The organism is Pseudoalteromonas luteoviolacea DSM 6061, assembly GCF_001625655.1.
Classification (GTDB): Bacteria; Pseudomonadota; Gammaproteobacteria; order Enterobacterales; family Alteromonadaceae; genus Pseudoalteromonas; species Pseudoalteromonas luteoviolacea.
This window is the reverse complement of the sequence record NZ_AUYB01000136.1, coordinates 136118-154604: the sequence shown is the minus strand read 5'-3', so window position 1 is coordinate 154604 and position 18487 is coordinate 136118. Positions and strand designations below refer to the sequence as shown.

General features: G+C 40.6%; 15 protein-coding genes. 4 read left to right on the top strand and 11 right to left on the bottom strand.

Annotated features, from left to right (window positions below; all coding sequences use genetic code 11):
* Positions 1 to 130 precede the first annotated feature (130 nt).
* On the top strand, positions 131 to 1138 hold the full coding sequence (locus N475_RS21575) for an alpha/beta hydrolase family protein (protein ID WP_063357947.1): 1008 nt from the start codon (positions 131 to 133) through the stop codon (positions 1136 to 1138).
* 49 nt (positions 1139 to 1187) lie between these two features.
* On the opposite strand, the gene N475_RS25580 is transcribed toward N475_RS21575, so the two are convergent.
* Together N475_RS25580 and N475_RS26230 are read right to left on the bottom strand one after the other, a co-directional pair.
* The gene (locus N475_RS25580) at positions 1188 to 1325 is read right to left on the bottom strand and encodes a hypothetical protein (protein ID WP_155730938.1); all 138 of its coding nucleotides are present in this window, start codon (positions 1323 to 1325) and stop codon (positions 1188 to 1190) included.
* Between the two features lie 599 nt (positions 1326 to 1924).
* Positions 1925 to 2059, bottom strand: a complete 135-nt coding sequence (locus tag N475_RS26230; RefSeq protein WP_264373392.1) for a hypothetical protein — start codon at positions 2057 to 2059, stop codon at positions 1925 to 1927.
* Positions 2060 to 2408: 349 nt separating this feature from the next.
* Between N475_RS26230 and N475_RS21570 the strand changes: the two genes are divergently transcribed.
* Positions 2409 to 2867: a hypothetical protein gene (locus N475_RS21570; protein ID WP_063365941.1), complete on the top strand. Its 459-nt coding sequence runs from the start codon at positions 2409 to 2411 to the stop codon at positions 2865 to 2867.
* Positions 2868 to 3241: 374 nt separating this feature from the next.
* On the opposite strand, the gene N475_RS25575 is transcribed toward N475_RS21570, so the two are convergent.
* Complete coding sequence (locus N475_RS25575; RefSeq protein ID WP_155730937.1) at positions 3242 to 3415, bottom strand: hypothetical protein; 174 nt, start codon at positions 3413 to 3415, stop codon at positions 3242 to 3244.
* A gap of 608 nt (positions 3416 to 4023) precedes the next feature.
* Here N475_RS25575 and sbcB point away from each other — a divergent pair.
* Complete coding sequence (gene sbcB / locus N475_RS21565; RefSeq protein WP_063357946.1) at positions 4024 to 5493, top strand: exodeoxyribonuclease I; 1470 nt, start codon at positions 4024 to 4026, stop codon at positions 5491 to 5493.
* A 42-nt stretch (positions 5494 to 5535) separates the two neighbouring features.
* On the opposite strand, the gene N475_RS21560 is transcribed toward sbcB, so the two are convergent.
* From N475_RS21560 to N475_RS21525, 8 genes are all read right to left on the bottom strand, one after another.
* Positions 5536 to 6705 carry a cystathionine beta-lyase gene (locus N475_RS21560; RefSeq protein ID WP_063357945.1) on the bottom strand — a complete coding sequence of 390 codons (1170 nt, stop codon included), beginning with the start codon at positions 6703 to 6705 and terminating at the stop codon, positions 5536 to 5538.
* Between the two features lie 3 nt (positions 6706 to 6708).
* Entirely contained in the window at positions 6709 to 7644 is a 936-nt protein-coding gene (nudC, locus tag N475_RS21555) for an NAD(+) diphosphatase (RefSeq protein WP_081215983.1), read from the bottom strand.
* A gap of 261 nt (positions 7645 to 7905) precedes the next feature.
* Entirely contained in the window at positions 7906 to 8700 is a 795-nt protein-coding gene (nagB, locus tag N475_RS21550) for a glucosamine-6-phosphate deaminase (RefSeq protein ID WP_063365935.1), read from the bottom strand.
* 254 nt (positions 8701 to 8954) lie between these two features.
* The gene (nagX, locus tag N475_RS21545) at positions 8955 to 10082 is read right to left on the bottom strand and encodes a transmembrane glucosamine N-acetyltransferase NagX (protein WP_063365934.1); all 1128 of its coding nucleotides are present in this window, start codon (positions 10080 to 10082) and stop codon (positions 8955 to 8957) included.
* A gap of 67 nt (positions 10083 to 10149) precedes the next feature.
* Complete coding sequence (gene nagA / locus N475_RS21540; RefSeq protein WP_063365933.1) at positions 10150 to 11268, bottom strand: N-acetylglucosamine-6-phosphate deacetylase; 1119 nt, start codon at positions 11266 to 11268, stop codon at positions 10150 to 10152.
* Between the two features lie 2 nt (positions 11269 to 11270).
* Entirely contained in the window at positions 11271 to 12182 is a 912-nt protein-coding gene (gene nagK, locus N475_RS21535; protein ID WP_063357940.1) for an N-acetylglucosamine kinase, read from the bottom strand.
* 247 nt (positions 12183 to 12429) lie between these two features.
* A complete protein-coding gene (locus N475_RS21530; protein WP_063357939.1) occupies positions 12430 to 13272 on the bottom strand; it encodes an isopenicillin N synthase family dioxygenase in 843 nt (280 codons plus the stop codon).
* A 181-nt stretch (positions 13273 to 13453) separates the two neighbouring features.
* Positions 13454 to 14563: an ATP-binding response regulator gene (locus N475_RS21525; RefSeq protein WP_063357938.1), complete on the bottom strand. Its 1110-nt coding sequence runs from the start codon at positions 14561 to 14563 to the stop codon at positions 13454 to 13456.
* 108 nt (positions 14564 to 14671) lie between these two features.
* On the opposite strand from N475_RS21525, the gene N475_RS21520 reads away from it, so the two are divergent.
* Entirely contained in the window at positions 14672 to 18445 is a 3774-nt protein-coding gene (locus N475_RS21520; protein ID WP_063365932.1) for a PAS domain-containing hybrid sensor histidine kinase/response regulator, read from the top strand.
* Positions 18446 to 18487: the final 42 nt, after the last annotated feature.

The following is an 18487-nucleotide window of genomic DNA, read 5'->3' as shown; positions in this document are numbered from 1 at the left end:
AACCACACCTAGTGCTTCAAGCTCTTAAATTTGTCTAGGACAATTATATTTATCATTAAGGTTCAGTTAAAAAAAGCGCTTTATAGTGATGACTTTATCGCTCCATCTAATAAAAACAAAAGGAGGTCAAATGAGGTTTAGGTTAGCTTTGTTCGCATTTAGTATATTTTCGCTCGATGCAATTAGTAGCCCATTAATTAATCATGAGCAGGCTGAAATACAAACTGACTGTTTCAAAGGCATCTTTTCCGATTACAACTCATGGCGAGAATTTTTAATTGAAAAAAAGAGTACTCAGCTTAAATCCGAAGGTGAAGTAAAAAAATATATTAAAAGGTTCGAGGAAAACTTTAGCCGCAAGCAGTTTGAATATTTTAGAGATAGCCTGTCCTGTAAGACGTTCCAATATATAAACGATGGCATTGATGTCAAAGGGTATGTCATCAAACCAAAATTGCATGACAAACCACTGCCTGTACTTATATACAATCGTGGGGGGAATGGCTCTTTTGGCACTATGGTTTTTGGCTCGATGATGAACAACCTATTCCCTGTCGCAGATCAAGGGTTTGTAATTATTGGAAGTCAATATAGGCGCTCTAACTCAAAATATAAATTACTTGATGAGTTTGGCGGAAAAGACGTCGATGATGTAGTCGCACTGCAAAAATTCATTCCAGCAATAGTTGGAGCTGACTCATCCAAAGTCGGAATGTATGGTGCAAGTAGAGGTTCTATGCAAACTTTTTTAGCACTCAAGAAAATGAATAATATTAAAGCAGTCGCTAGTATTGCAGGCGTATCTGATTTATTAAAAGGACTTGAATACCGCCCTGAGATGGAAAATGTATATAAAAAGCGAATTCCACTCTATGAGAAAAATAAAACTTCAGAACTACAAAAACGTTCTGTATTGCGATGGGTTGACCAATTACCTTCAGACGTTCCGGTGCTGCTTCTTCATGGTACAAAGGACAAGCGGGTATCTGTAAATCATTCAATTACGCTTGCAAAAGCATTTTCTAAAACTGGTGTCCCTCATAAACTTGTTTTGTACGCTGGAGACAGCCATGGCTTGCGCAACAACAAGGCAAAGTCTCATAAAGAAATTGCGAATTGGTTCAAACAGCATTTATAAATTTATCAAATGCAGGGCTTAGTAAACCGAGCCCTGTTCTTCGTCTAGATTAACCTGCAGGTGGCTCATCGCCTCTAGCTGTGGTTAGATCAATGTCACTTGGCAGTGATGTGGCACCGTTACCACCTTTGACTAACTTTTGCGCTTCTAAAGACAGTCTCTTTAAGTTCTTTTTTTTCAGCTTCATATTTCTTCAACATAGTAAAATTAAACGATAACGTTCACTCCCTGATATGTCATCAATTATACTGGTGAACACTAAAAACACGACTCGAATAGTGTTACATTTTGTACCAAATACTGTATTCCAAAAAATTTGCTAGAATACGCGCCTTCTGCACCAATATAAAAATATATTTACACAATAAAACAAGGGGTGTTTACAGGTAAAAACCCCAACTTGAGCATAAAACCTCAATACCAATTATCAGAATTTAACACTACAAGCTTTAATAGCTTTACATCCATTTAAAAAACCACAAACAAAAAGCACCAACTAACAAAAGACAAATAAATTTATAAATACAAATAGCTTTTAAAGCATAAACAGACTTTGAAATATAAACAGCAAAAACCAACCGCCAGCTAATCACATTAAAAAGCAGTGCTCAATATTAAAAATCAAGCTCACTCATTAATTTCAATGAGCGTCACTTTCTATAACTTAAACTACAATCTAATGAGCCTAAAGAGACAATAGATTTAATAATACCCCACTTCCAATACAAAAACCTCTATTAAATAATAGCTAAAATCTAAGCTTCATATAAAAGTACAAAGCTAGCATTACTCAACTGTTGGCGGCTCAAACATATCTGTCGTTGCAGTCACACCTTCAGTTCCAGGACCTTTCATTGCTCCTCGAACTTTATTTAGATCTTTAAACGACAATTCTTTAAGTTTTGATTTTTTCAGCTTCATTTTCCATAACCTCGCATAAGAAACACAAATATACATTAAGCCAAGAGCACGGAAATAAAAAGCGAATCACAAACTTAAACTAAATTATATTAAATAAATCATCCAGTGTTAAATTTTGTTTAACAGATGATTTATATATGGAAAAATAAAACCAGCAATTATAAATAAAATGATTAATCACTAATGTTATATTACTAACATCGCGCAAATCGCTGCTCTACAGTAACGAGTAGTTTCACAAACACAAATCAACAACGTCTTTGCTATCAGAATTAAAGTCATGTTTAAAAAGCACTTTAGAAAGCTAGAAATAAGTGCTATTCAAGTTGAAATCATATTAGGAAAGCCAATGAGTACTTTAAATGCAATTCTATCTTTTATCACCAACCCTATAGCTGATTTAACCGGTAGCTATCGAGAGCGAAAACGTATCGCGATGGAGATGGCAGCAGAAGTTGCACGTGCCGAGCACAATTTTAAAATTGCTCAGTTCAATGCCCAAACCCAACGCTGTTTGCAGGCCGAGCAAAACGATGCAGATTACGACTTGCTGGTGCTTAAGCGCCGAGATAGAACCATTATGGATGAGGTAATTATTCTTTTCTTCCTCACTCTTTTTGTATTGCATTTTATACCCGTTATGCAACCGTACATGGCCGATGGCTGGGAAGCTATGGGCTATAATGGTGTTCCATGGTATGTTGAATTCATAATGGTTGGGATCACCGTATCTACTCTAGGGCTTATGCGTCTTTTTAGAACCTTTTGGGGCAAGAAGACAAAAGGCACACAATCAAAGGAGGCTTAGCACATCCAAAGTTCTAGTCTCCAGCTTCAAAAGAAATTAATGATAATTGAACTGGTTGATCCACAGCTGTCCCAACTTGGAATTAATTTCCCACAATAAAGAGCTGAACAGTCTCAGCTCTTGCCATCACCGTTAAGAATGACTCTGTTTGAAATTAGATTAACGGTTACTCTATATTCTGCCCGTAAAATGAAAGAGTAACAAAAATAATCTAAGGAGAAATTCGGGCAATTGATAATTAGCTAATAGGCAATTACTAATACTTTAACCAGAGATGGCTCTACAATTGAGTCACCTCTGCTTGCATACATAATTCTTTTTAATACTACCCTTTTAAGTTTCTAGTTTGAATTTCATTTTTTAATATCCCAAGTTTATAAAGTTTTGGCGATTAGTTCTTTACTAGCAGTCTTTATAGTCATTCCCATAACTTGTGGTGGCTCTTCGCTTGCTCTGGTACCACTTCCACCCGCCACTCCCGACAAGTACTTCGTAGATAGCTGCTTTAAACTTTTTTTCTTGAGCTTCATCATGTAATCCTTATTCATTACTTTAATATGTTCCTACTGCCCATACTGCAAAATGCTTTCGTGCACATAAAGAATAACAACAAAAAACACTGGTAAAAAAGCCTAACACTTATTAAACCAGTACTTTCAATAATATTGGATAGCTACAACGAGAGATAGGCTTAAGCAAAAATTTAAAGCGATTTTTAAATTTCCCTTCTTACCTTCCTTGTTGATTGTTCATTATTAATTGAGGGATACGCAAAGCTGACCATGCTCGCTTACCTATACTTTTTCATATCTTTCTTTTTAAGGCTTATTATTAATATCAAGTTTTAATTATGAATGCGCCCATCTTTTATATCACTGAGACGTTAGCTTAAATCAAAAGGGTCAGTAAATCAAAAGGGTCAGAGTCATTGATTCTCTCCCAATCTAAATCAAAAGGGTCAGAGTCATTGATTCTCTCCCAATCTAATTGCAACGAGATACGCAGCCTCTCGAATCTACCAAACAGATCGAAAGCCCTGTTACACTCCATCATAAACATAACTTAAACGATTATGAATCGAAGCCACTTTGTAAATGTGTTACTATGATAGCGTTAGCAACCAATCACTTAAGCACAATAGATAGCTCTCAAGTTTATGAAAGAAAACAAACAATTACATACAAAAGAAAATGTCGAAAATATCCCAACTATCTATTGGCACGATTATGAAACATGGGGGGCGAGCCCGCAAAAAGACAGGCCAAGCCAGTTTGCTGGTATTAGAACTGACTATGACTTAAATATTATTGGCGAGCCTCTGATTGAATACTGTCAACCAGCACCTGACTATTTGCCACACCCCGAAGCGTGTTTAATCACTGGGATCACGCCTCAACACGCACTTAAACACGGTCTTCCAGAAAGCGAATTTATGGCGAAGATCCATGCCGAGTTTATCAAGCCAAATACGTGTGTTGCAGGCTACAATAGCATTCGTTTTGATGACGAAGTTACACGCTATAGTTTGTATCGTAATTTTTATGACCCATATGAACGTGAATGGCAAAATGGCAACAGCCGATGGGACATTATTGATTTGGTGCGAGCGTGCTATGCGCTGCGTCCAGAAGGCATTGAGTGGCCATTAAAAGAAGACGGCTCGCCAAGTTTTAGGCTTGAAGAACTAACGGTGGCAAATGGCATTGAACACAGTGCGGCACACGACGCATTGAGTGATGTAACTGCAACTATAGCTCTTGCCAAATTAATTAAAGAAAAACAGCCAAAGCTATATCAGTTTTTCTTCAATTTACGAACAAAGAAAGCGCTGACTGAACTGGTCGATGTATTTAATATGCAGCCTTTGGTCCACACTTCATCACAGATCCCTGCTGCTCAGGGGTGCACTACTTGGATTGCACCTATGAGCTTTCATCCTGTAAACAAAAATGCGGTTGTCTGCTTTAATCTAACACACGACCCAAGCGTACTTGTGGATTTGTCCGTCGAAGAAATAAGAGCGCGTTTATACACCAAACACGCAGATCTTGAAGAAGGCGAGCTTCCTGTCGGCTTAAAGCTTGTTCATATAAATAAGTGCCCTATTCTTGCACCAGCAAAAACATTGCTACCCGAAAATGCTGCCCGTTTAGGTATTGACAGAGAACAATGCCTAGAACATTTAAAGTTTTTAAAATCGCATCCAGAGTTGCGCGATAAGGTCTCTCAAGTTTTCGCTGATCAGGGAGACTTTAGTGATACAACGAACCCAGATTATCAGCTCTACAATGGCTTTATTAGCAAGGCTGATAAAGCAAAGTTGGCAATCGTCCGCAACGCGTCCCCTGTTGAGCTAAGTAGCCTAGCACTGGACTTTGAAGATCCTAAGTTCCATACTCTATTATTTAGATACAGAGCCCGAAACTGGCCAGAGAGTTTATCCCAATCTGAGCTTGAAACTTGGCGAAAATATTGCCAAGGAAAACTGATGCATGGCGAAGACAGTCCGTCTATCAACGCACAAGACTTTATGCTTACTCTTGAAAACCTTGTGTTCGAATACGAGGGCAATGAAAAGAAAGTCGCTATTTTAAAAGCACTTTACCACTACGCACAAAGCCTATAACAATAAAAAAGGGAGCCACTGCATTTGCTCCCTTTTTTAACCTTAAAGATGAGATTCGTAAACCTTTAGCGCTTGCTCTAAATCGGCTAACAGATCTTCTACATCTTCTAACCCTATATGCAAACGTATAATTGGTCCGTGCTCCCACCCCGTGGTTGTTCGAAGCGCTGCCATGGTTATATTTGCAGTGACTAAACTTTCGTATCCACCCCAAGAGAAGCCCATTTTAAAATGATGTAAACTGTCTAAAAAACGGTTTATGGCTTTTTGATTTCCTGACTTCATTACAAATGAAAACAGGCCATTGCTGCCATCAAAATCTCTTTTAAAATACTCATGACCCGGATTGCTTGGGAGGGCCGGATGACGAACATGGTCAACGAGCGGATGTTCAGCAAGCCAATTTGCCACTGTTAGCGCACTTTTCTCATGTTGCTGCAAGCGAACAGGCATGGTCCTTAGCCCTCGTAAAGCCAAGTAGGCGTCGTCAGCAGACGTGCATTGACCAAGTAAATACGAGTGCTCTCGTAAAGTAGGCCAGTATTCCTCATTAGCTACAGCTACACCCATCATTACATCTGAATGGCCAACAATATACTTAGTTGCGGCTTGAATACTTATATCTACACCATGATCTAGAGGTCTGTAGTGCCAGCCATTGCCATAAGTATTATCAAGCATGGTGATTAGACCATTTTCCTTAGCAACTTGAACTAACGCAGGTACATCTTGAACTTCCATGGTGATCGAACCTGGAGATTCTAAAAATAGTACTTTAGTATTCTCTTGAATAAGCGCTTTAACGCCCGCACCAATCATCGGATCGTAATACGTAGTGGAAATACCAAGGCCCGCTAGGATTTTGTCACATAAATCGCGTGTTGGCTCATAAGCAGTGTCAACCATTAAGAGATGGTCACCCGCTTTTAAAAAAGACAATAAGCTTTGGCTTATCGCTGCGGCACCACTGGGGTACAAAGCACATCCTGCTCCGTTCTCTAATTCAGTGATGGCATCTTGAAGTGCATAGTGCGTATTTGTCCCTCGGCGGCCATAAAACAAAGTCCTATTGCCACGCTCTTTAATTGCCTCATGCATATCTGCGACGGAGTCAAAGACAACGGTAGAAGCACGTTGAACTACCGGATTAACCACACCTTGGGTGTACTGTAATTTGCGGCCTGCACTCGCTAATTTAGTATTCTTTTTCATTCTTTACTCTTTTTCTGGTAGTTGACGCCAATGCTCAACTAAAAAACGTGATATTGAATCTGGTCTTGTAAGCTTATAACCTGGTACCTCATCACCCCATTGCGCAAATTTATTAAGGTCTTCTCGAGAGAACCACTGCGCTTGCTCTAGTTCATCTTGCTCGACAAAAATATCTGTTGTTTGGGCAGTTGCAATAAAACCAAGCATTAATGAAGATGGAAATGGCCACGGTTGCGAAGCCAAATATTGCACATCGCATACTTTCACACCGGCCTCTTCTTCCACTTCCCTTGCTACAGCTTGCTCAAGAGTTTCTCCAGGGTCGACAAAACCAGCTAAAGTAGAATATACCCCTTCTGGCCAAGAAGCTTGCCTACCTAAGAGGCACCGCTCTATTCCATCAGGAAATGTGTGCTTTACTAGCATAATGACTGCGGGATCTGTTCTGGGAAAAGTCATGTGTTTACAATCTTTGTTATTACATAACCGCGCATGCCCAGCTTCTACACTGAAATTCTCAGTACCACAGCGACCACAAAAACGATGAGTTTTATGCCAATAACAAAGCCCTCTAGCCAAGACCCCCACTGAAGCACTGACCTGCTCCAATTTTGGCCCAACTTTTCGCATATCGGCAAACTGATACTCTCCACTTTGATTGTCGTCAGTTTTAAGCCTTATACGATTCTGCAAGTCTTCAATCGGAACATTAGAAACATCCAACGCAAAATACGAAAACTCATCATCTTTACCTAAAAATACGGCCTCATTTTTATCAAATTGTTCGATTTGAGACTGCTTTAAAAGTGCTAGTTTGGACAGGTCATTGGAAAATAGGTTTTGGTCGTTATGGATTAACAACCAGCGGCTTCCTTCACCATATTGAGTGAGTAACCAATTTTTATCTTTACGTTGAGCAGACGCCCTATCTAACGTCATTTGTGTGTAGTACAACAAACGCTTGTCCTTTTTATTTGGTTTCATTGTTTTTTATTAAAACTAGCAGGTGTAAGCAAAAGCACTTTATACACACATTGGGCTATCAACTTCAATTAACATACGAAGTTGAGTGTACAGAATGCCTGATTGTGTTGCCCAAAACTTGCTACGAAGCCAAGCTAACAATAGTATCGGTATTTGCCAAGAGTTCAGGCAAAAAAAAAGCCCTTTCGGGCTTTAAAACTACAGTGTGATTTCACACTACAGAGAGGCAAGGTGTGCTTGAAGCTTTTGGTTTTCCGCTTCAATGTGTTTGTAAAACTCAATATTGTCTAGCTTGCTCGCAGCGGCTTCATCTATAACAATCACGGCATCACGGTGCAACTGTAATGCTGACGCTGGACAAGATGCTGTTAGCGGGCCTTCAACAGTTGCTTTAACTGCTTCTGCTTTGTTCTCACCAGTTGCCAGCAAAACCACTTTTTTGGCGTCTAAAATAGTCCCGATACCCATAGTGATAGATAAATGCGGCTGGTATTCGTCTGCAGAGAAAAAGCGAGCATTGTCGTCAATTGTTTCTTTAGTAAGCGTTTTAACGCGGGTTCTTGATGTTAAGCCCGACGAAGGCTCGTTGAATCCGATGTGGCCGTTACGACCAATCCCTAACAACTGAACATCAATGCCGCCAGCTGCCGCAATTTGAGCTTCATATTCTTGACATGCTTCAACTGGATTTTTTGCATTTCCAGGGGGTACATGGGTGTGGTCTTTATTGATATCCACATGATTAAACAACTGTTCATTCATAAAAAAGCGATAGCTTTGTGGGTGTGTACCTTCAAGACCTAAATATTCGTCTAAGTTAAATGTAACCGCATCTTTAAAGCTAATATCACCACAGCGGTTTTTCTCGATTAAATTTTGATAAAGTGCAACAGGCGTTGAACCAGTAGCCAAACCCAACACCGACTCTGCTTTACGATTTAATTGTTTTTCGAATATATCTGCACCATAAGCAGCGACTTCAGCAGCATTTTTTAAAATTACTATTTGCATGATATTAAAGCTCAATGTTGAGAAAAAATAAGAAAAATGGGATCTGATCCTTGCTTCGCGTGCAATCAAAACAAGGTCAGATCAAAACCTAATTGGGATACACTGTATTAGGTTATTACCATTATGACAACGCTGTCATTATTATCAGAAAAAAAAGCTTTGTAAAGTAAAAGTGAAGAAAAACTTGTATTTTTTTTATGCCAATAAAAAACGGCTGCATAAAAGCAGCCGTTTTTTTAAGCTCACGTTAGTCTCTAAACACTAACGAAAATTTTTCGCTTGTACATCCAATGCAGAACGAGCAACTGCGCCAATAGCAGTGCAATAACTGCGATAAGAGGCTGCCAATCAGCCCCCACAGCGTTAACAAACCCACCAAATACACTGAGACTCACATACTCCCAATTTACCAAACTAGAAGCCAAGTAAATGATGATTGAGTTAGCACCAATGATCACAAATGGATAAGCAAGCTTTTGACCGTTTAAGATATCTACCAATGCATAAAACACGGCTAATAAAATTGCACTCCAGCCTATCGTTACAAAGACAAACGAACTCGTCCATAACTCTTTATTAACCGGAAACTGAATATCCCATAACCACCCTATCGCTACACCTGCAAGTCCTGCTACAAATAACCAGAGCGCAACCTTCCATTGGCCTAGCCTATCTGCTTTAGCTATTAATTGACCTGCAAATACTCCAGCAATCGCATTAACGATAGCTGGGATGCTAGACAGTATCCCTTCAGGGTCGACCGGTCGGTTTTGGTATGTAATACCTGGAAGTAAATTTTGATCGAACCATGCATTCCAGCTACCAGTGCCAGGTGCCGCCAGTTCACCTGCATTTCCTCCAGGAACAGGCACAAAGTTTAATAGTATCCAATACCCAATTAATATTCCGCCTGCAACAATACCTGTCGTCCTCAAGCTCGTATGCCAAACTAACATTGCGCAGAAGAACCAAGCAATTGCAATTCTACCTAGTACACTCGAATACCTAATTTCATCTAAGGCAAGTGGAATTCCAGTTCCCCAACCATGGTTATACAAAATACCCAAGCCACACAACAGAAACAGTCTTTTAACCGCTTTTTGGTAGTAGGGCTTACGCTCACTCAGTGGCAGGTGATCAATGCGTTTGGGCGATAAGCCCATTGCTACGCCAGAAAGGAAAATAAACAACGGAAAGATTAAGTCATAGAATGTGAATCCATGCCAAGGGCTATGAACTGTATGTGCTTCAAATAACTTCCACCCTTGCCAACCTGTTAGTACAAACATAGCTGCGAATATCGACTGACCACCCAAGATCCAAAACATGTCCATTCCGCGCAGCGCATCTAATGATGTTAATCGTTGTTTTTTATTTGTCATTAATACCTTTCCTGTAAAAACAAAAAATCCCCGCTAAACTACAGCGGGGTTTTTTACCCAGGGAACTTTAAATTTTGTAGCCGCCAATGAAGTTACTTAAGACTTCTTGACTATAATTCAGCAAAACGAAGTCTGCATCAGCACCTTCTAATAAATGCCCTTTCCTGTTCAATCCTAGATATTGTGCAGGATACAAAGAGGCCATTCTAAGCGCTTCGTTCAAAGTAATGTCGAGCGTATTTACTGTATTTCTAACTGCACTTGCCATATCAAGCACACTGCCTGCTAACTCTCCTGTTGTAGAGTTCAGGCGATCACCTGTTCGGATCACCTTACGACCATCAAAAAAGTCAAACTCCATATCATTCGTTCCAACCGGAGGCATGGCATCAGTTACCAGCATGATTTTGCCACGTTGCTTAGAGCGTATCGCAAGTTTTGCAGATGCAGGGTGGACGTGATGTCCATCAACAATCAAACCACACCAAGCATTGTCTTCCCAAAGTGCGGCACCAACCACACCTGGCTCTCTTGAAGTGTAAGCAGACATTGCATTGAACAAGTGCGTAAACCCATCAACGCCAACTTCCAAAGCGGCCATTGTTGTTTCAAAGTCAGCATTTGAATGGCCAATGCTCACTTTTACTCCAAGTTCAATAAGGCGCTTTATATCTGTCAACGGAACAGTCTCAGGCGCCAGTGTTACCATCTTGATACCTAGATCTTGCCTTGCATATACTGCAAATTCTTGCTCAGAGATAGGTCTTATAAACTGTTCGCTATGAGTGCCTTTTTTAGGGTGTGATAAATGCGGACCTTCGAAATGAATGCCAACCACACCAGGTTCATTGGCAGCAATAGCTTGCGCAGTTGCATCTGCTGCGCGCTCCATCACTTCAATTTTATCTGTTATTAAAGTTGGCATGAGCGCCGTAGAGCCGTATTTTGCATGAGCAGATACTATTGTTCTCAAGCAGTCAACTGATTGCTCCGCGTTGAAGAAGCCACCGCCACCACCGTTAACTTGAACATCAATAAAGCCAGGGGCAACTAAGCCATCTAATGCTTCCGCATGCAAGTTTGAGTCTTGCGTTGCAAATGAAATTTTGCCATCAACAACCAGAAACTCGACGTTCTGTTTTAATTTGTGCCCATCAAAAAATTGACTTGCCAAATACTTTTTCATTTTTAAACCGCCTTTTCTGACTGCTGCTCAACACTTTGGATTGCAAAGAAAATTGCGCCCATTTCAGGCGGCTGCTTTGGAGATTCAACAATCTTTGCAATTTCAGGGTCAAGCCATTTACGAAGAGGTTCTGATAGGCCACCAATCATAGATAATCTCGGCGGGTTATTTTCCATCAACCTATGAGCCAAGTTGCTGATATATTTAGCGCCCGATTCAACGATTTGAAGTGCTACTTGATCTTTATCTTCTGCGGCGGCGAGCACGAAACGTGCTAACTGAGCATAGCTGCTAGAAGGTTTACCAGCCATTTGTTCAGCAATCCCCATTGCAGTCGTTGTGTTAAAGTGTTGTTTAAGTGTTTCGCTTAAAACCGTTTCTGGACCTAACTTATCAATTCCCAACAACGCTGCTTTAACTGCTTCAAGACCCATCCAAGCGCCACTGCCCATGTCGCCTTGTGCAAACCCATGCCCGCCATAATTAACAGAAACACCATCAACCATCGCAAAACCACAAGAACCTGTCCCAGTGATAATTACTGCACCGTCACCGCCTTCATGTGCGCCAATGCACGCTGTATGCAAATCGGTTGTTAAGAACATTTGCTTAAATGGGTGGTCCCATCTCATAATTTTGTCATGAAGTGCAGGTAGGTTTACACCAGCAAGCCCTAAGCCTGCGTAGAGGTTATGCACAGCTTCAATTCTAAGCCCAGCATCCTGCAACGCCAATTGTGTCGATACCATGATCGATTCTATTGTTCTTTCAAAACCATGAAGTGGATTAGCGGGCCCACCGAGACCAGTGCCCAAAACGCCGTTTTTAATCGAGTAGATGGTGGCTCGACACTTTGTCCCTCCTCCATCGATACCTATATACAACTGGTCTTGTTCAACCTGTTTAGCCATCATTAAGCGACCCCTAAGAAGTAAGATATGAACGCGAATTTCATCGCGACACAGTATTCAGTCATGTTGATTTGATGTTACACAATAAATGACAGCGTTGTCATTAAGTTTTTTATTATTTTTTCTCAGTTTGAGAAATTCTAATATTGCACACTTTAGATTAATTGTCAGGAAAAAATCGATTTCCAGCCGTATTTGAGCAAAAAAAAACGGCCTACACAAGGCCGTTTAATACTTATTAATCAGTATGTTATTTAACACCTAATTCGCGTAGACGTTCTTGTAAGTAAGAATCCGCAGTATAACGCTCAGATAAAACCACTTCTGGTTTAGGGTGTAAAAATAATGGCAGTGATATACGAGATTTATCGCTCGCTTTACCTGTTGGATTAATTACACGGTGAATTGTTGATGGGAAATAACCACCAGACGCTTCTTGTAACATATCACCAATATTGATAATTAATGACCCAAAATCACATGGCACGTCTAACCAACTTCCGTCACCTCTTTGAACTTGAAGACCAGGCTCATTTGAAGCTGGCAATACAGTTAGTAGGTTGATATCACCATGTGCAGCTGCGCGGATTGCTCCAGGCTCTTCATCGCCAGTCATTGGTGGGTAGTGTAGTACACGAAGTAACGTTTGGTCTGAGTCTTTGATCATATCTTTAAGATCGATCGAAAACTTCTCACGTACATCTTCTGGCGCTTCAGCTTGAACCCAGCTTAATAGCTCAGCAGCAAACTCATTCGCAAGGCGATAGTACTCTCTAATCTCAGCTTCTAACTGAGCAGGAACGCGCCCTTTTGGATAAACGTGAAAATATTCCTTAATATCTTTTACAGTAAAGCCTTTAGCGACTTCTGAAACTTCCGGTGGAAAATAGCCGTCTTGAGTGTCCTTGTCAAATAGGAAGTCGTGCTTTTCTTCTGTGTAGAAGAATTCTTGCCAGTTTTTATAGATAGACTCTACTAACTCCTTCGGAATTGGGTGATTTTTTAAAACACCAAAACCTGTGTTACGTAGAGACTCAACAAATTCTTTTGCTGCTGTTTCTGACTTATAATCAACTGTAGGTAGCTGTTGCATAATGGTTCCACCAATTTAATTGCGTGACTTCAATTCAAAACATTAATTAGAAGAATTATTTATAATTAACCTTTAGAATAAAGATATAAAATCTTTGCTCGGCGAGCTTAGTGAAATAAAGGGCCACATATAAGGACTTATGTCCGCATTGAAGTTGATTAGTTTAGTTCATTGATGCAGATCAACCAGCTTCAGATGGGATTTCAATCACCCATTCAAGCCCCCTCCCTTGCTCAAAAATTTGATAGCTGCCATACAACGCATTGCTAATTAAATTGGCAGTGACGGAAGCACTTAGCCCTACATGCCCCGCATTTCCTCTTTTAGTCGTAACAAAAGGTTTTAGTAATTCTTCGACGGTTAAGTTTTGCAAGCCTTGCCCGTGATCGTAATAGGTTATCTGAACGCCATGCTCAGCTTTATTAAACTCAATCGTTATTGGCTTTGAGCCATGTAAATTGCCATGAGCCAATGAGTTAGAGATCAAGTTATCTATTACAGTAGATAAAACCTCATCATCTGCTTTTAGCATATGCGCATAGATATGTAGTTCAAGCTTAACAGATTCATTATTCCAACGCTCTTTTAGCTTTTCACAAAATTCATTCACATTTATGTCGCGGGGGCAACTTGGTCGCTCTACTTGAGCTATCTCTTTGAGCATTTTCACAAACTTGGCAACCCTAACCAAACTCCGTTCGCACAATCCCACGCTCTCCTGCGAATCCTCAAACCCTACAGACAACTGCTCCGCGCTCAATGTTTGATTGTCAAAAGCACTACGTAACTCATTTAGAATACTCTCAAAATGAGTTACAGCGGTGATTGCTGTGCCCAAAGGCGTATTTATTTCATGTGCAACCCCAACAACCATTTGATTCATTACGTGAGACAAATGCTGTCGAACAGCCAGTTTGTGCGCTTCTATTACTTTTAGTTGTGTATTTACGCGAGCAATAACCTCAGCGGGCTTTAATGGCTTAGTGATATAATCAACCCCTCCCACCTCTAAAGCGGCCACTATGTTGTCCGTATCACTCTGCGCGCTCACGAATATAATTGGGATTTGCGCAGTAGCTGCTGACTCTTTAAGCTCCTTACAAAACTCAAGGCCACTCATTTGTGGCATTTTGATATCTGAGATTATCAAGTCAGGTAGATGTTCGGTCACAATCCTCAATGCAACTTCTGCACTGATAGCAGCAAAAACCTTATGGCCTTCATTACGTAAAATAAGCTGCAGAATTTGTAAGTTCTCTGCAACATCGTCGACAATTAGGATGTTTGCCATGTAAACACTCCTTTCGCACCTTCCGTTTTTACCGTATGTGATTGCATCGCTTGTGAATTACCCTCCGCGGTCTATTGTTAATATTAGTAAAGTTTTGGAAAGTAAGTTATGCCAACAAAAACAATGTTTCATTCGTTTTTTGTAATGCTCTCAGTTTTGCTGATCACAGGGCTCATATCTCTATTTTGGTGGCATGGAGATATGTCAAAATATATGCATCGCTTTAATACTTTAAACAGCCAACATGAAGCCTTTGCAAATCTGCAATCCATGCGTGCCGAACTATTCTTTAGTTTGAAAAGCTATGACTTTAAAAAAGACTCTACAAGTCGAAGTATAGCTAGTGCTGAGCTCATTAGCCTAAGAATACAATTTGAAGCCATTCAGCCTCTCCTCCAGCCCGACACTAGCACTAAGTCAACTATAGACGCAGTTAACAGCTATCTCGTGTTATACAATATCGCAGAAGAACTGTTAGTCAGTGACATTGGTCAATCAAGATATAACCTTGATAGCGACGCACTTACAAATGCAAACCAAAACAGTACCACAGACATATCTCGTGCTTTGGACCAGACAGAGCAGCAAATACGTCTTACCCAAAACCAAATTGAGAGCATTCAAGGACGATTGCTGATCACTTTGGCTACTATCTTGGCGTCACTTATTTTATTGGGCATTGCAGCGTATTTATATCTCACGAAACGCTTGGTAGCCCCGTTTAATGCATTGCATCAAGCATTTTGTATTAACAACTCCTCCAATGATGCTGTTGCATTGCCCAAAGGGTTAGAGGGTGAGATGGCAGATGTCGTCGAGGCCGTATCACTTACCTATCAAAATTTAGATGAGCGAGCGGATATTGCCAGAATTAGGCACGCGTTTGGCAGAGAAGTGCGCCATTGTGTTGACCCTGAAGACATGCGAATAACAGCGGCAAATTTTTTAGCTCATCACTTTAACGCTCCGAGCGTGGCAATTTTTAGTCACAGCGACGATGCCTTTACTGAACATGTTTGCATCGGTTTTCCCACATTATTTGACGAATCCTCTACCCAAGTACAAAAGCTCAAGGCTGACAAAGCAACACAATCTTTTGAAAGCAGTTCTCAAAATGCTGTGCTGACCAAAAACGAACTCTCTATAGCGTTGCATTCTGTACTGTACTTGCCTTTAGTCATTAATGAGGAATTGGCGGGTGCTGCTGTGGTCGCTTTGACTGGCCCTATCAGTGATGGTCAAAAGCACTGCTTAAATTTACTGTCCGAAGACTTGAGCATTCAACTCAGACTTAGTGAGAACACCCAGAAACAGATAGAAGCCGAAAATGCGCTTGCTGCCCATCTTGAGCTAACGCTTCACATAATCAACGCAATTCCTAATCCAACCTATTATAGAGACACACAGGGCATTTTCATGGGGGTGAATCGTGCTTTCTTATCATTTATAGATAAGTTTGAAGTGGAAGTGTCAGATTCGCACCTTAATCAAGTGTTTGATATGCAAACAGCAAGCTATCTAGAAACCAAATCAAAACAAACAATTGACCAAAAAGAAGCTCACTCGTTTGCATTATCGATGGAAAACAGCTTGAAGGAAATGAGAGAACTGGTGGTATATGAGGCGCCATTTTTTGACAGCCTAGGCCAGGTTGGCGGAGTTGTAGGCACATTTTTAGATGTCACAGAGCGCAACGAACTCGAGCGTCAAATGTTAAAAGCGAAGGATGAAGCCGATAAAAATGCTCAAGTTAAAGGAGAGTTTTTGGCCAATATGAGTCATGAAATACGCTCCCCTATGAATGCAATTATCGGTATGGCCCACTTAGCTCTCAACACCGAACTCTCAACACAGCAAGAAGGCTATGTGACAAAAATAGATTACGCGGCCAAACAACTATTGAAATTGATAAATGATATTTTGGATTTCTCAAAAATTGAGGCCGGAAAGATTGATATTGAGCATATCCCTTTCCAATTAGACAAAGTGCTCGATAATGTTGCGACCATTGTTGGTATTAAGGCACAAGAGAAGAAGCTAGAATTTATTTTTAACGTCCCAACAGACCTACCGATTAACTACTTAGGAGACCCACTAAGAATCTCTCAAGTGCTCATTAATTTAGCGGGCAATGCTGTTAAGTTTACCGAACAAGGCTGTGTTTCTGTGTCAATCTCCATGCTTGGCTTAGAAGGCGACCAAGCAAAACTAACTTTCTCTGTAAAAGACACTGGCATTGGAATGAGCCAAGAGCAACAAACAAAGCTATTTCAATCTTTCTCGCAAGCCGATGCATCTACAACAAGAAAATATGGCGGAACAGGCCTCGGCCTGACAATTTCACAACAACTTGTAAAGCTCTTGGGTGGCGAAATCTTTGTAGAGAGTGAGCCTGATAAAGGCGCTGAGTTTTACTTTACTTTGCCTCTAATCATTAATAATCAAGCGACGTATTTATCACAAGAAGCGAAAAAATTTACTGGCAAGACAGCATGCATTGTCGATGATAGCGAAGACGCAAGAGATATTCTCAGCGAAATGCTCGAAGGTTTAGGTCTAGTGGTTACCACGTTTTCAAGTGGCAGCCAATGCGTAGAGCAATTGCAACAGCAAAAACACGCTTACGATATTTTATTTATTGATTGGTTCATGCCCAATTTAGATGGGGTAGAGACAGCAACCAAATTAAAGTCTCTCAACGTTGAGGGTCATTATGTGCTGGTTACAGCCCATGGACACGACATTGCCCTTAACGATGCTCAGAAAACCCTGTTTGGCAGCATGTTGCTCAAACCACTTAACCCTTCTAATCTTGTTGATTGTTTACAAGCATGCCTAATGGCAAACTCAAGTTCAAAACCTCCTCATCAAGCACATAAACCCGACAAGCGCTTACAAGGCATTCATGTATTGGTCGCGGAGGATCAACCGGTAAATCAAGAAATTGCTGTAGAGATACTGTCTTTCCATGGAGCTCAAGTCAGTGTGGCAAATAATGGCGAAATTGCGTTACAAAAAGTCAAAGACAATCAATTTGATGTGGTCTTAATGGATATGCAAATGCCAGTCATGGATGGCGTGCAGGCAACTAAGCTTATTCGAGAGACTACGTCACACAACGCCCTGCCCATACTCGCCATGACTGCAAATGCCATGGGGCCTGATATTCAACTGTGTTTAGATGCGGGCATGGATGGTCATGTCGCAAAGCCTATCGATGTTGAAGGGTTAATCGAATCAATTTTACAGGTAACAAAACCTGATTTATTGCCCGACGAAATACCCGTAGATGCACCTGATACACAGGACCAAACATCAGAGGGTGAAATCGAACTCACTGGCATAGATGTGGTAGACGGAATAAGACGTGCAGCAAGCAATGAAGACATTTATTACAAACTTTTAGAAAAATTTGTTTTTGAACAAGTTGAGGAAATTATCAACCTCAAACAAGCTATAGAAATTGGCAACTATGAACTCGCATTGCATATTCTTCATGCGGTTAAAGGAGCTGGTGCCAATTTATCCATGACCTACTTGGCGGACTTGGCACAAGAATTAGAACAGCAAATAAAAGAAGACAACATTAATGAGCAGCTCTTAGATGATCTTCTACAACACTTGCAAGCAACCAAACAAAATATTTCGGCTATTAAAAATAGAATATCCCCTCCCAAAGCCGCCGCGCCGCATTGCTCTGTCAGTGACTTTGCAATGGCACTGAAAGAATACGATTCTAAGGCTACAGAGTTAGTAGAACAACTAGAAGTCAGCGAATACCTTGATTTGGAAACGATTAACGAATTGAAGGTGATGGTGTCTCGCTTTCAATTTGCAGAAGCGTACGACCTACTCGAATCTGCAACGGATGTGAACGAATAATCTATGCCATGCACCAAAAGCTGCATGGCATGTTTTTGAGCT

What these genes read in the sequence shown, in the direction of transcription:
- N475_RS21575 (WP_063357947.1), top strand. Translation starts at nt 131, where the DNA reads ATGAGGTTTAGGTTAGCTTTGTTCGCATTTAGTATATTTTCGCTCGAT.
- N475_RS25580 (WP_155730938.1), bottom strand. Translation starts at nt 1,325, where the DNA reads ATGAAGCTGAAAAAAAAGAACTTAAAGAGACTGTCTTTAGAAGCGCAA.
- N475_RS26230 (WP_264373392.1), bottom strand. Translation starts at nt 2,059, where the DNA reads ATGAAGCTGAAAAAATCAAAACTTAAAGAATTGTCGTTTAAAGATCTA.
- N475_RS21570 (WP_063365941.1), top strand. Translation starts at nt 2,409, where the DNA reads ATGAGTACTTTAAATGCAATTCTATCTTTTATCACCAACCCTATAGCT.
- N475_RS25575 (WP_155730937.1), bottom strand. Translation starts at nt 3,415, where the DNA reads ATGAATAAGGATTACATGATGAAGCTCAAGAAAAAAAGTTTAAAGCAG.
- sbcB (WP_063357946.1), top strand. Translation starts at nt 4,024, where the DNA reads ATGAAAGAAAACAAACAATTACATACAAAAGAAAATGTCGAAAATATC.
- N475_RS21560 (WP_063357945.1), bottom strand. Translation starts at nt 6,705, where the DNA reads ATGAAAAAGAATACTAAATTAGCGAGTGCAGGCCGCAAATTACAGTAC.
- nudC (WP_081215983.1), bottom strand. Translation starts at nt 7,644, where the DNA reads ATGACGTTAGATAGGGCGTCTGCTCAACGTAAAGATAAAAATTGGTTA.
- nagB (WP_063365935.1), bottom strand. Translation starts at nt 8,700, where the DNA reads ATGCAAATAGTAATTTTAAAAAATGCTGCTGAAGTCGCTGCTTATGGT.
- nagX (WP_063365934.1), bottom strand. Translation starts at nt 10,082, where the DNA reads ATGACAAATAAAAAACAACGATTAACATCATTAGATGCGCTGCGCGGA.
- nagA (WP_063365933.1), bottom strand. Translation starts at nt 11,268, where the DNA reads ATGAAAAAGTATTTGGCAAGTCAATTTTTTGATGGGCACAAATTAAAA.
- nagK (WP_063357940.1), bottom strand. Translation starts at nt 12,182, where the DNA reads ATGATGGCTAAACAGGTTGAACAAGACCAGTTGTATATAGGTATCGAT.
- N475_RS21530 (WP_063357939.1), bottom strand. Translation starts at nt 13,272, where the DNA reads ATGCAACAGCTACCTACAGTTGATTATAAGTCAGAAACAGCAGCAAAA.
- N475_RS21525 (WP_063357938.1), bottom strand. Translation starts at nt 14,563, where the DNA reads ATGGCAAACATCCTAATTGTCGACGATGTTGCAGAGAACTTACAAATT.
- N475_RS21520 (WP_063365932.1), top strand. Translation starts at nt 14,672, where the DNA reads ATGCCAACAAAAACAATGTTTCATTCGTTTTTTGTAATGCTCTCAGTT.